The organism is Vibrio sp. 1402, assembly GCF_033340275.1.
The window spans coordinates 1-12,078 of record NZ_JAWOWE010000022.1 but is presented as its reverse complement, the minus strand read 5'-3'; the positions used below and the strand labels follow the sequence as shown (position 1 = coordinate 12,078).

Below are 12,078 nucleotides of genomic sequence, written 5' to 3'. Positions count from 1 at the left end.
ATTATTCCTCAGAGGAAATTCACTGTGAACGTCGAAAAACTGGCTCGTATCGATTTAAATCTATTGGTCTGCTTTAAAGTGCTGATTGAAGAGTTAAACGTTACTCGTGCGGCCCACCGATTGTGCTTAAGCCAATCCGCCGTAAGTAAATCACTGGCTAAACTGCGCATTCAATTTGATGACCCGCTTTTCACTCGAAACTCACATGGATTAACACCTACGCCGCGCGCATTGTTTCTTAAACCGAAACTGGATCTGTTGATAAATCAGTTAGAAGTGCTGACTCAACCCGAAGAGTTTTCTCCGCAAAGCAGTGAATACCGTTTTCAAATAGCAGCGGTAGAGAGTGTCTACCCTCTCATTCTACCCCATTTCTTACCGGCGATTTTTCAACAAGCACCTGGCGTGACAATTAGCACACACCCGTGGTCGGATAATACATTTAAAATGCTTCAACGCGGCGAACTGGATTTAGGCTTAACTGGAAAAGATATCGATATAAACGATGCCAAGCTGACTCTTCAACCACCCGATGACATTTGCGAGTTGGAAATTTATCGTGATTACCAAATGTGCATTATTCGCAAAAACCACCCTGCGCTAAAACAACCTTGGAATCTGGAAGCCTATCTCGCCCTACGCCATGTACAAGTACGTTGTGATGGCAACGACCGTTGGTTGCTGGATTATCGCCTTGCAGATATTGGCGCCGACCGCGATATTGCCGTCACTGTGCCCGACTTTAACAGTGCCGCAAGTTTATGTTCATACACCGACTTTATCTTTACTGCGCCAAGTCATTTTGTGCAACTTGCGGCCAAACAGCTTGATTTGGTCGTGCTGCCACTACCGTTAGAATTCCCACCTATGGCTTACACTTTATTCTGGCACCGAGACAGAGAAAACGACCCTGCATTAGGCTGGCTACGTACGATGATCACACAAAAAACCGATCACCTTAGATAAAAACACCGCGCTCAATTTGCGCTTAGCGGCTAAAATGAGTAGCTTAACTGTCGTAGTCCTTTTTGGCTCATCTATGGCCTAGTTGTACTCCGACTCTATTGAAGTGATTGCGAACCTCAATGGAATCGTAAACTGCATGAAGCAGATGGAAACAGCTCCCACACCTGAGCATGAAGGAGCGGTAATTTGAAGGAATAACACAGATGCACAACGATACCCAAAGCCGCGTGAATGCAATTCGCGAATGGCTAGCACAACATAATATTGATGCCCTACTTGTCCCTCATGAAGACGAGTACTTGGGTGAATACGTACCAGCGCACAACGAGCGTTTACATTGGCTAACTGGCTTTACCGGTTCTGCTGGTGCTGCGGTAATCACCAAAGACAAAGCCGCTATCTTTGTTGATGGTCGCTACACAGTACAAGTAACAAAGCAGGTTCCTGCTGATCTATTCGAATACCGTCACTTGATTGAAGAGCCTGCACTAGATTGGATTAAAGACCATCTTGCAAATGGCGCGTCTGTGGCAATCGACCCTCGCATGCACAACTCTGCTTGGCTAGACATGGCACAAGCAAAACTTGCAGGTGCCCTTGAGCTTAAGATTCTCGATAGCAACCCAATTGATGAACTGTGGCACGACCGCCCTGCTCCTGTGGTTTCTGATGTTCGCCTAATGGCAACAGAAACAGTTGGACAATCAAGTGAAAGCAAACGCCAAGAAATCGCAGAGCTCGTGAAAAAAGCCGGTGCAGACAGCGCAGTGATCACAGCACTTGATTCTATCTGTTGGTTGCTCAACGTTCGTGGTCTAGATGTCTCACGTCTACCAGTTCTGCTTTCTCACGCGATTCTGCACTCAGACTCAAGCGTGGAATACTTCCTAGATCCTGCTCGCCTACCTGCTGAGTTTGACGCTCATGTTGCTGCCGGCGTGACGGTTCATCACCCAGAAGCATTGCAAGCACGACTAGAAAACCTAACTGGCAAGAATGTACTGGTTGACCCTGCGACAAGTAACGCGTGGTTTAAGCTGGTTCTACAAAACGCTGGCGCATCTGTGGTGAGTAAAGCTGATCCATGTCTAATGCCAAAAGCAGCAAAGAACGCAGTTGAAATCGCAGGCATGAAAGCATGTCATATCCGCGATGGCGTAGCGATGAGTAAGTTCCTGTCTTGGTTAGATGCTGAAGTCGCTGCTGGTAACCTGCATGATGAAGCGACGCTGGCAGACAAACTGGAAGCGTTCCGTAGCGAAGACCCGACACTTATGGATCTTAGCTTCGATACTATCTCGGCAGCAGGTGGCAACGCGGCGATGTGTCACTATAATCACGATAACCAACCTGAACCTGGCAAGCTAGAACTGAACACACTTTACCTAGTGGATTCAGGCGGTCAGTACCTAGATGGCACGACAGACATCACGCGTACAATTGCGATCGGTCAGCCTTCACAAGAGATGATTAAACAATTCACTCTCGCACTAAAAGGTCACATCGGTGTTGCTCGTGCACGTTTCCCGAAAGGCACACGTGGTTACCAAATCGATACGCTAGCTCGTCAGCACCTATGGGCGGAAGGCTACGATTACGATCACGGTACTGGTCACGGTGTTGGTCACTTCCTAAGTGTTCATGAAGGTCCAGCGAGCATTTCGAAGAAGCAAATCGACGTGCCTCTAACAGAAGGCATGGTGCTATCCAACGAGCCAGGTTACTACCGTGCAGATGCGTTTGGTATCCGTATTGAGAACCTAGAGCTTGTTGTTGAAACCCCAACTAACGGTGACTTCCCTGTTCTGTCATTTGAGTCGCTAACGCGCTGTCCAATCGACAAGCGCAATATCAACGTTGATATGCTAACTCGTCCAGAACTTGCTTGGCTGAATGATTACCATCAGAAAGTATGGGATGAGATCAGCCCGCTAGTTGAAGGTGATGTGAAAGAGTGGCTTCGTCAAGCAACGCTACCTGTAGCACACAGCTAGAAGCTAGAAGCTAGAAGCTAGAAGCTAGAAAAAAGTAGAGGGTTGATGTTTTGCATCAACCCTCTTTTTTTGCCTATGTTTCACGTGAAACATAACGATGACCAGTAGCTTTCTTTGCTACTTAACCAGAATACGCCGAGTGCCAATCTCGCCATACTGGGTCAAAGCCTTTGGCTCGAATCATATCTTCCACTGAACCCGCGCTTCGCTCATCACTGATCTCAAACTGCTCGAGTTCAACATCATCCATCGCATACCCACCCGGCTGAGTTTTCGATGCAGCAGACATACTGGTAATACCTAAAGGCAATGCGTTATCTCTAAACTTCGGTGACTCACGAGTCGATAATGACAACTCCACTTCTGGATTCAACAAACGATAAGCGCAAATCAGCTGAACAAGTTGCTTATCCGTCATGACTGATTTTGGTTGGAGCGCGCCCTCACAAGGACGTAAACGTGGGAAAGAAATTGAGTAACGAGTCTGCCAATACGTGCGCTCAAGATAGTCCAAGTGCGCTGCTACATAAAAACAATCTGTTCGCCACTCTTCCAACCCTATCAAAGCACCAATACCGATCTTATCAATACCCGCTTTTGCAAGACGATCGGGTGTATCCAATCGGTATTCGAAATCCATTTTATTACCTCGCAAATGGTGCTCGGCGTAAGTCGAAGGATGATACGTTTCTTGATAGACCATCACCGCATCCAAACCCAATGTCTTGAGCTCTGCGTATTCGTCTTGATCTAGCGGTTGTACTTCCATCGCCAAATAGTTAAAGCGCTTCTTAATCATCGGCACCATTTCGCGGAAGTATTTCATTCCCACTTTGGTTTCGTGTTCGCCAGTCACCAGTAATACGCTATCGAACTTCATGCGTTTGATGGCTTCGACTTCTGCAGCAACTTCGTCCCTATTCAAAGTACGACGCTTGATTCTATTCTCCATCGAGAAGCCACAATAGGTACAAGCATTGGCGCACAAGTTAGAGAGGTATAATGGAATGTAAAGCGACATGGTATTACCAAAACGCTTACGCGTCGCCGAGTATGACAGTTGCGCCATTTGCTCTAAGTACGCTTCAGCCGCTGGTGAAATTAGCGCTTTAAAATCTTCCAAATCACGCTTGGGTTTATTCAATGCTCGCTCGACATCTTGTGCCGTTTTCGCGTAGATCGACATCGAAATGTCATCCCAATTAAGCTGCTTAAATTGTTCAACGAAGCTCATGTTTTCCTCGCTTAATAGCTAAAGCCAATCTAGTACTAAAGCTCATCTAGGAATGACGTCAGTGGACTCGACGCAACCGCATGAGAAACCTTACCGGCAAGTCCAGCTTCATAAGCCATACGCCCCGACTCTACCGCCAACTTAAATGCCTTCGCCATCGCAACAGGATCGCTCGAAGCTGCAATCGCAGTATTGACGAGCACGGCATCCGCGCCCATTTCCATCGCACGTGCGGCATGTGAAGGAGCACCAATACCCGCATCCACAACCACAGGAACATTAGCTTGGTCGATAATGATCTCTAAGAAGTCGTGAGAAACTATCCCTTTGTTAGAACCAATCGGCGCACCTAATGGCATGACTGCAGCACAGCCTACTTCTTCCAATCGTTTACACAGAACCGGGTCAGCATGACAATAAGGAAGGACAATGAAGCCCTCACGAACCAGTTGCTCAGCGGCTGCAAGTGTCTCAATTGGATCGGGCATCAAGTACTTCGGGTCTGGATGAATTTCCAGTTTTAGCCAGTTTGTACCTAACGCTTCTCGCGCCAGTTGCGCAGCAAACACAGCATCTTTAGCATTCTTTGCACCTGAGGTGTTCGGCAATAAGTTCACACCCGATTGTACTAACGGCAGCAAAATATCGTCTTGTTGGTCGTTCACATCGACACGCTTCAACGCCATGGTCGCAAGTTGAGATCCCGACACTTGAATCGCTTCTGCCATTAATCGGCTGTTGGCAAACTTCCCTGTTCCCGTGAACAGTCTTGATTCGAATTGTTTATCACCAATTTTAAGCATCGACGTTAACCCCCTGCGATCGCTTGAAACAAAGAGATGCTATCTCCCTGTGAAAGAACTGTGCTAGCCCACTCACTGCGCGGCACAACATTGTTGTTAATTGCAAAAACACAGCCCATTTCAGGCAGCGCAAATTGACTAATGATTTGCTGTAGATTCGACTCACTAGCAACTTGATGTGACTGGTCATTGATGACAATAGTGATCACATCTAAGTCAGCAGCGATCATTTGTGTTGTTTGTTGTTCTGATAACGTCATTGCTTCCAACTCTCTTAATTCTGCCCATTGCTCGTAAGCTAAATCTGAGCACACACTTGGCACTGTTTGTCTTTGCTTATCGCCATGGTTTGCCATTGCATTTTCAACCCATCAAACAGATGCAACTTGGCAGTCTCGACATGAAACTTTCCCGTCGCCAGTTTTTGAATTGCCGCTATCGCTTGGTAGTTACCAAGTGTGCCCACCACCGGACCGACGACACCGCTCTCACTGCATTTTTGACTTTGTGGTAATTCGTCAAACGGATACAAACAGCGGTAACAGGCTTTACTCTGCGCTTCTTGTTCACTTGGTGTTTGGTAATCAAAGACAGCGAATTGTCCTTGCCAACCAATTGCTGCCGCCGAGATGAGCGGCGTATTTTGCTCGAAACAAACTTGGTTAATTAGCTGGCGCGTTGGCATGTTATCGGTGCAGTCGAGCACCACATCCGCTAGCATCACCTCAAGCTGCAGTTGTGCTTTGTCTAATCGCTTATTGAGAGCTCGAATTTGGACCATAGAATTAAGTTCGGCCAGTTGCTTTACAGTCGCTTTTGTTTTCGCAACTTGGAGGTCTTGTTCACGATAAATGATCTGACGTTGTAGGTTACTGCTATCAACGTCATCGTCATCAACCACAACCAATTTACCAACCCCCGCTGACGCCAAGTACAAACTCGCTGCGCTCCCCAATCCACCACAACCGATGATCAGAACATGCGATTTGCTCAAACGCTCTTGCCCAACTTCGGCAATTTCAGGCAGAGCGACTTGACGCTGATAGCGAAGGAACTGCTTATCCGTGAGCATGCTCGCCTCTCTTGCTATGCGCCAACTCACTATTCTGATCAGTAAACATTAGCTGTCTTTCGTTCATCAGTTGTGCGAAGAACTCGATGACGGATTGAGGTGATTCTGCCAACGTAATAGCACGCACTACTGCTAAGCTAGAAACACCTGTTTGCCAAACTTGGTCTGCATTAGATTGGTCAATACCACCAATCGCGACCGTCGGAAAGCCAAGCACATTGTCACTAACTGCTTTGTCTTTTGAAGGGCGGAAAGCAGCCTCTGTATTTGTATAAGGAATGCTATCAATCAGCTTTTGATACAGCGCCAAGCGCACCAAACCTTGTGGCTTCGATGGCATCTGTTTAGTGGTGGTTGGGAAAATATGCCCTAGTGCGATGTAGCTAGGATGAATTTGTACGATACGCAGTAACTCATAATAACCATGAGTAGAAAGACCAAGATGAATACCCGCTTTAGTTAGCTGAGCTAAATTCGATTCTTCTATGTCTTCTTGTCCTAGGTGAACACCATAAGCGCCATGCTTGATTGCCAACTGCCAATAGTCATTGATGAACACTTGTGCTTGATACTGACGACCTAGCTCAATTGCTCGAATGATCTGTTGTTCTAAATCGGCTTGTTGTGGGTTCTTGATTCGCAGTTGAATAGTGTTGATGCCTAGTGGCAGTAGACGCTCAATCCAAGCAACATCATCAACGACTGGATAGAGCCCTAGACTTTGCTTAGTTAGAGTTGGAAAGCTAACGCTCTCACCTTGTGCAGACCAACCAACTTGAATACCTAGTCGGTTATCCTCCAGTACAGGTGTGGGGAAATCATCAAATTGGGCAGCCCACTGAGTAGTTCGTCCCTCGTCAAGGTTGTCATTAAACAGTGTTTCACGTGAAACATTCGCTTGTTGAGTTAGCATTCCTCGAGCAAGTGTTAACGCATCTTCGATAGGAAAATCGAGTACTGTCAGCGTTACTATCCAAGCAAGGTGATGTTCGGGATCGAACATTGCGTTGAATTTGGACTTAACGGAAAGCGCTCTCACTTCGTTGTTAATTGGGTGACGCCAGATATCAAGCTGAAGCACTTTCTCCTTTTCATCGGATACCTGCGTATCAGCAATGCCAATATAAATCGCTTTCGACGGTTGCTTAGCACATGCTTCTATCGGTAAAGCAGAGCGGTAATAGAGCACAAATGAACTCTCATGCTCAGAGTCATAACCATCAATAAGGTCTGTCGTTATGTGCGTAGTCTGTTGGTCACGAACAAGCTGAATAGATTGAGTTGGGCTCACACCCAACTCAATGTCTTCAATGTTAAAACCCTGTTCTTTCGCCAACAACAAACATTGCTGAACTAAACCTGTCAGTTCAATCAATGATGACGGAATAAGGATTTTGCTCATTAGCCACTTACCTCGGCATGTGCTGCTGGGTGGTATAACTCAGAACCTGTATCTCTAAATTCTTGCGATTTCTGACGCATCCCCTCAAGAGGATCATCCAGCATTTTGATTGAGATAGCTTGGTCCGCAGCAACTTGCTCAGTATCTTTTGCGTACTCTCGTACCTCTTGCGAAATCTTCATAGAGCAGAACTTTGGTCCGCACATCGAACAGAAGTGAGCAACTTTTCCAGACTCTTGAGGCAAGGTTTCATCATGGAAAGCACGCGCGGTATCTGGGTCGAGCGACAAGTTAAATTGGTCTTCCCAGCGGAACTCGAAGCGAGCTTTAGAAAGCGCGTTATCACGAACTTGTGCACCAGGGTGTCCTTTCGCCAAATCAGCGGCGTGCGCAGCAAGCTTGTAAGTGATCATGCCTACTTTCACGTCTTCTTTGTTTGGTAAACCAAGATGCTCTTTAGGAGTTACGTAGCAAAGCATTGCACAGCCATACCAACCAATCATGGCAGCGCCAATACCTGAAGTAATATGGTCGTAACCAGGAGCGACGTCTGTCGTCAATGGACCAAGAGTATAGAAAGGAGCCTCATGACAGTGCTCTAACTGCTCTTCCATGTTCTCTTTGATCATATGCATTGGAACATGACCAGGGCCTTCAATAATCACCTGTACGTCGTATTCCCACGCAACCTTGGTCAATTCGCCAAGAGTACGAAGCTCTGCAAATTGCGCTTCATCGTTAGCATCAGCAACCGAGCCAGGACGCAGACCATCACCAAGAGATAGTGCGACATCGTACTTAGCACAGATTTCACAGATCTCTCGGAAGTGAGTATATAAGAAGCTTTCTTGGTGATGCGCTAAACACCATTTCGCGATGATAGAACCACCACGAGAGACGATGCCAGTAACGCGTTTTGCCGTCATCGGTACATAGCGCAGTAGTAAACCGGCATGGATGGTGAAGTAATCAACGCCCTGCTCTGCTTGCTCGATCAGAGTATCGCGCATCACTTCCCAGTTAAGGTTTTCCGCCACACCATTCACTTTCTCAAGCGCTTGATACATTGGTACGGTACCGATCGGAACTGGACTGTTACGTAGAATCCACTCGCGAGTTTCGTGAATATTACGTCCAGTAGAGAGATCCATAACGGTATCTCCACCCCAGCGCGTTGCCCACACTAGTTTCTCTACTTCTTCTTCAATCGAAGAAGTGACCGATGAGTTACCGATGTTGGCGTTCACTTTGACCAAAAAGTTACGTCCAATGATCATTGGTTCGGATTCTGGGTGGTTGATATTGGAAGGGATAATCGCGCGACCTTCGGCGACTTCTTTACGCACAAACTCGGCGGTAATGTCTTTTGGAAGATTCGCTCCAAAGCTTTGACCCGGATGCTGTTGATTCAGCACTTCATCGCGGTATTGAGCACGCCCCATATTTTCACGCAGGGCGATGTATTCCATTTCTGGGGTGATTATACCTTTGCGAGCATAGTGCAATTGGGTCACACAATGGCCATCTTTGGCACGTCGAATACGTGGTAGATTACCGTAACGAAGATCGTCTAGTGTTTCGTCTTCTAAGCGTTCTTTGGTGTACACCGAGCTTACTTCATCAAGTAGCTCAGTATCGGCACGCTCTTCAATCCACCCTTCTCTCAGCTTAGGTAAGCCGCTATAGAGGTCTATGGTGTGCTCTGGATCTGTGTATACACCCGAGGTATCGTAAACGCGTACTGGCTCATTAGGCTCGAAAATAGGCGCTTCTTTTGTGCCTCCAATAAGGCTATCAGCGAGTGATATTTCACGCATTGGCACACGAATATCTGGACGTGAGCCTTCTACGTAGACTTTGCTTGAATTGGGGTACGGTTGTACCGAGAGTGTATCAATGAACTGTTTTGCTTCCAGTCTCGCTTGTTTGCGACTCGACATAGCATTTTTCCTTGCTTTGTTATACTAGATAAAAAGTAATTGGATAAAAATGCTTGGCGGATAGATGCGACAAGAGGAGTCAAATTAAGGCTAGTTAAAGCTTACGATATTTGCCTGTAACAACATTCGACTTTTGATAGGTCAACCAGAAAGAACTCCGGTGTGAATATCTTCTCTTGTTCCCTTCGCAGATTCTAATCTGATCAGGTTCAACGGATCCCGAATTAACGGTCTCAGCCTTATGGCACTCCGACAAGTGATGTCAGTATATAAAAACGGCTTGGTGAAACCAAGCCGACCTGTTCAATTTTTAACTACTTTGCTAGCTGCGCATCAATAATTGAAAGCCTATCCACGCCGCTGAAATACTTAACACTACATTCAACAATACGTTCAACCCCATCTTAAAGAAAGCGCCCTGCTGCATAAGCAACACATTATCCATCGAGAAGGTGGAAAACGTCGTTAGTGCCCCTAAAAAACCCAAGCCAATCACTTGTCGCCAAGGTTCCGTTGCCAAAAGTTCATTATCGAAAGCTGCTATCAATAAGCCCATCATAAATGAGCCAACAACGTTAACGGTTAACGTACCATATGGAAAACCACGCCCCAATAAAATGACACAAAGTTCAGAAATTAAGTAACGAGAACATGCACCAAATGCACCACCCAATGCAATAAAACCCAAAACGGATAGTTGTCCCATAATTCCCCCAGAAAATTTAATGGCGACATTGTAATCAAATTTACGGCAATAGTGATTATACAATCTTAGAATTCAGCAAAGTATAGCGCTTAAAACTTATCAAGATTTTAAAAGTTACAGGAGTCACTTTACTTCAATGTAACCCATCAAACCCGTCTTCATATGTTCAATTACATGACAATGGTACATCCAACGCCCTGGGTTATCTGCAACAAATGCCGCTTTCGCACTGCCGTTTTTTCCAAGTAAGACCGTATCGGTATGAAACGGTTCGTCGAGTTTTTTGCCATCTAACTCAAGAACCGTAAATGTGTGTCCATGAAGATGAATAGGATGATGATATTGGGTGACGTTCTTTAGGTTGAAGATATAGGTTTTTCCCATCTCCAATGTTGAAAGCGGCGCTGGAATATTATCTTTGCTCATTCCCTCCCAAGCCCTTTTGTTCATCAGCCAGAACTTAGGTATCGCTTTGCCCGATTTATCAGCAGGAGTGATCGCCCCCTCCCACTCAAACACATAATCGATTTGCTCTGCATTTTTCAAATCGAGAGCTGGCACAGGGTTGAGAGGTAATAAAGGCAGTTTCTGGTTGCTCGGCAAGTCAGACTCAACAACGTCAAACTCGCACAAAGGGAATGGGAAGCGTCCTTTCATTTGACGCACATAAACACGTGTTCCAGCCTTCGGAGCAATCAATCCGACATCTAACCTCATTCCTGGACCAATTTTATGCTGAGTGAGCTTATAAGGCGTTTTAACAGGGTTACCATCAATAGCAATAACCCAAGCCTCTGCACCTTCAATAGCGATCGGGTAAGTAATGGTGTTATCGACGTTAGCAATTCTTAATCGCGTGGTAGCATTCTGCTTCAGCGTATAAACAGGTTCATGCACACCATTGACGCTACTCCACTCTCCGGGAGTCCCCATACGAGCGCTCAAGCGCGGTACCATAAGGTTCTTCCACTGACCTTGTTTGTCTAAATGCCAATGCTTTAGAACTATTTCCTGTTCTTCATCAAATAGAACAGGCTCAGCCTCTTCAACGATAATTAGCCCAACTAAGCCCATACCAAGTTGCTTAACGCTATTCATGTGGGGGTGATACCAAAACGTGCCTGCATCTGGTGGTGTAAATTCATAAACGAATGTTTCACCCGGCATGATAGGCGGCTGGCTTAAGAAAGGTACACCATCCATTTCAATAGGGATTCGCAAGCCATGCCAGTGGATTGTAGTCGGCTCTGAAAGCTTGTTAGTAAACCGAATTATAACTTTCTCGCCTTGGCGACAACGAATCACAGGCGCTGGAATCGAACCATTAAATGCGAGTACGTCTGTGTTAAACCCAGGGACCAATTCTGCAGTAGAAGGTTCTGCAGTGATATCGTATATATATTGCCCCTGCTTATTAGTGCTCCTAGATAGAGAACATGCAGGTAGAACGGCAAGCGCGGAGATTGCTAAGGATGATTGAAGAAAGCGTCGACGAGATATATCCATACATAGTTACTCATTAATCCAGATCGGTTGAGTGTAACTAAATATAAATAGTGATTCCCCTTTATTATTAAAATTTCGGGCCACTGATCATTACAGCTAACTGTAGTTTCGTTCGTTCAGTAGATTAAATGCTGCCAAAGTACAGCAGAAAGCCATACTTACGAGATAAGAGTAGAAATAAGCCGTAATAATGAGAGGAAGCCAGATACAAAAAAGGCTCTGACCTAAGTCAGAGCCTGATATGTGGCAGGGGTGGAGAGATTCGAACTCCCAACACGCGGATTTGGAATCCGCTGCTCTGCCAATTGGAGCTACACCCCTATAGAATTTTCATATTCTAGATTTGACAAAACCTCGCATAAGCGAGGTTGTCGATATTAAGTGGCGGAGTGGACGGGACTCGAACCCGCGACCCCCGGCGTGACAGGCCGGTATTCTAACCAACTGAACTACCA

General features: G+C 46.1%; 10 protein-coding genes, 1 tRNA gene and 1 riboswitch. Of the genes, 2 read left to right on the top strand and 9 right to left on the bottom strand.

Features of this window, described 5'->3' with window-relative positions; all coding sequences use genetic code 11:
- The first annotated feature begins 24 nt into the window (after positions 1 to 24).
- Together R7044_RS22700 and R7044_RS22695 are read left to right on the top strand one after the other, a co-directional pair.
- The gene (locus R7044_RS22700) at positions 25 to 966 is read left to right on the top strand and encodes a LysR family transcriptional regulator (protein WP_005378791.1); all 942 of its coding nucleotides are present in this window, start codon (positions 25 to 27) and stop codon (positions 964 to 966) included.
- A gap of 203 nt (positions 967 to 1,169) precedes the next feature.
- Positions 1,170 to 2,960, top strand: a complete 1,791-nt coding sequence (locus R7044_RS22695; RefSeq protein ID WP_225455820.1) for an aminopeptidase P family protein — start codon at positions 1,170 to 1,172, stop codon at positions 2,958 to 2,960.
- A gap of 121 nt (positions 2,961 to 3,081) precedes the next feature.
- On the opposite strand, the gene thiH is transcribed toward R7044_RS22695, so the two are convergent.
- The 9 genes from thiH to R7044_RS22650 all read right to left on the bottom strand — a co-directional run bounded on the left by thiH (position 3,082) and on the right by R7044_RS22650 (position 11,944).
- On the bottom strand, positions 3,082 to 4,194 hold the full coding sequence (thiH, locus tag R7044_RS22690) for a 2-iminoacetate synthase ThiH (protein ID WP_039988745.1): 1,113 nt from the start codon (positions 4,192 to 4,194) through the stop codon (positions 3,082 to 3,084).
- A gap of 35 nt (positions 4,195 to 4,229) precedes the next feature.
- Complete coding sequence (locus R7044_RS22685) at positions 4,230 to 4,997, bottom strand: thiazole synthase (protein WP_045403455.1); 768 nt, start codon at positions 4,995 to 4,997, stop codon at positions 4,230 to 4,232.
- 5 nt (positions 4,998 to 5,002) lie between these two features.
- Positions 5,003 to 5,257, bottom strand: a complete 255-nt coding sequence (gene thiS, locus R7044_RS22680; RefSeq protein ID WP_045403475.1) for a sulfur carrier protein ThiS — start codon at positions 5,255 to 5,257, stop codon at positions 5,003 to 5,005.
- A 38-nt stretch (positions 5,258 to 5,295) separates the two neighbouring features.
- The gene (locus R7044_RS22675) at positions 5,296 to 6,069 is read right to left on the bottom strand and encodes a HesA/MoeB/ThiF family protein (protein WP_205391056.1); all 774 of its coding nucleotides are present in this window, start codon (positions 6,067 to 6,069) and stop codon (positions 5,296 to 5,298) included.
- Positions 6,056 to 7,471, bottom strand: a complete 1,416-nt coding sequence (locus R7044_RS22670) for a thiamine phosphate synthase (protein ID WP_225455819.1) — start codon at positions 7,469 to 7,471, stop codon at positions 6,056 to 6,058. Before R7044_RS22670 ends, R7044_RS22675 begins: the two co-directional genes overlap by 14 nt.
- Complete coding sequence (gene thiC, locus R7044_RS22665; protein WP_176311214.1) at positions 7,471 to 9,411, bottom strand: phosphomethylpyrimidine synthase ThiC; 1,941 nt, start codon at positions 9,409 to 9,411, stop codon at positions 7,471 to 7,473. The genes R7044_RS22670 and thiC overlap by 1 nt, the downstream gene beginning before the upstream one ends.
- Before the next feature lie 163 nt (positions 9,412 to 9,574).
- Positions 9,575 to 9,673, bottom strand: a riboswitch (TPP riboswitch).
- Between the two features lie 60 nt (positions 9,674 to 9,733).
- On the bottom strand, positions 9,734 to 10,117 hold the full coding sequence (gene crcB / locus R7044_RS22660) for a fluoride efflux transporter CrcB (RefSeq protein ID WP_005378811.1): 384 nt from the start codon (positions 10,115 to 10,117) through the stop codon (positions 9,734 to 9,736).
- A 123-nt stretch (positions 10,118 to 10,240) separates the two neighbouring features.
- Complete coding sequence (locus R7044_RS22655) at positions 10,241 to 11,623, bottom strand: multicopper oxidase family protein (RefSeq protein WP_213908357.1); 1,383 nt, start codon at positions 11,621 to 11,623, stop codon at positions 10,241 to 10,243.
- Positions 11,624 to 11,867: 244 nt separating this feature from the next.
- A tRNA-Trp gene (locus R7044_RS22650) sits at positions 11,868 to 11,944 on the bottom strand.
- Between the last annotated feature and the right edge of the window lie 134 nt (positions 11,945 to 12,078).

Excerpts from the sequence above, each read along its gene's own strand:
- R7044_RS22695 (WP_225455820.1), top strand. The coding sequence starts at position 1,170 with ATGCACAACGATACCCAAAGCCGCGTGAATGCAATTCGCGAATGGCTA.
- thiH (WP_039988745.1), bottom strand. The coding sequence starts at position 4,194 with ATGAGCTTCGTTGAACAATTTAAGCAGCTTAATTGGGATGACATTTCG.
- R7044_RS22685 (WP_045403455.1), bottom strand. The coding sequence starts at position 4,997 with ATGCTTAAAATTGGTGATAAACAATTCGAATCAAGACTGTTCACGGGA.
- thiS (WP_045403475.1), bottom strand. The coding sequence starts at position 5,257 with ATGACGTTATCAGAACAACAAACAACACAAATGATCGCTGCTGACTTA.
- R7044_RS22675 (WP_205391056.1), bottom strand. The coding sequence starts at position 6,069 with ATGCTCACGGATAAGCAGTTCCTTCGCTATCAGCGTCAAGTCGCTCTG.
- R7044_RS22670 (WP_225455819.1), bottom strand. The coding sequence starts at position 7,471 with ATGAGCAAAATCCTTATTCCGTCATCATTGATTGAACTGACAGGTTTA.
- thiC (WP_176311214.1), bottom strand. The coding sequence starts at position 9,411 with ATGTCGAGTCGCAAACAAGCGAGACTGGAAGCAAAACAGTTCATTGAT.
- crcB (WP_005378811.1), bottom strand. The coding sequence starts at position 10,117 with ATGGGACAACTATCCGTTTTGGGTTTTATTGCATTGGGTGGTGCATTT.
- R7044_RS22655 (WP_213908357.1), bottom strand. The coding sequence starts at position 11,623 with ATGGATATATCTCGTCGACGCTTTCTTCAATCATCCTTAGCAATCTCC.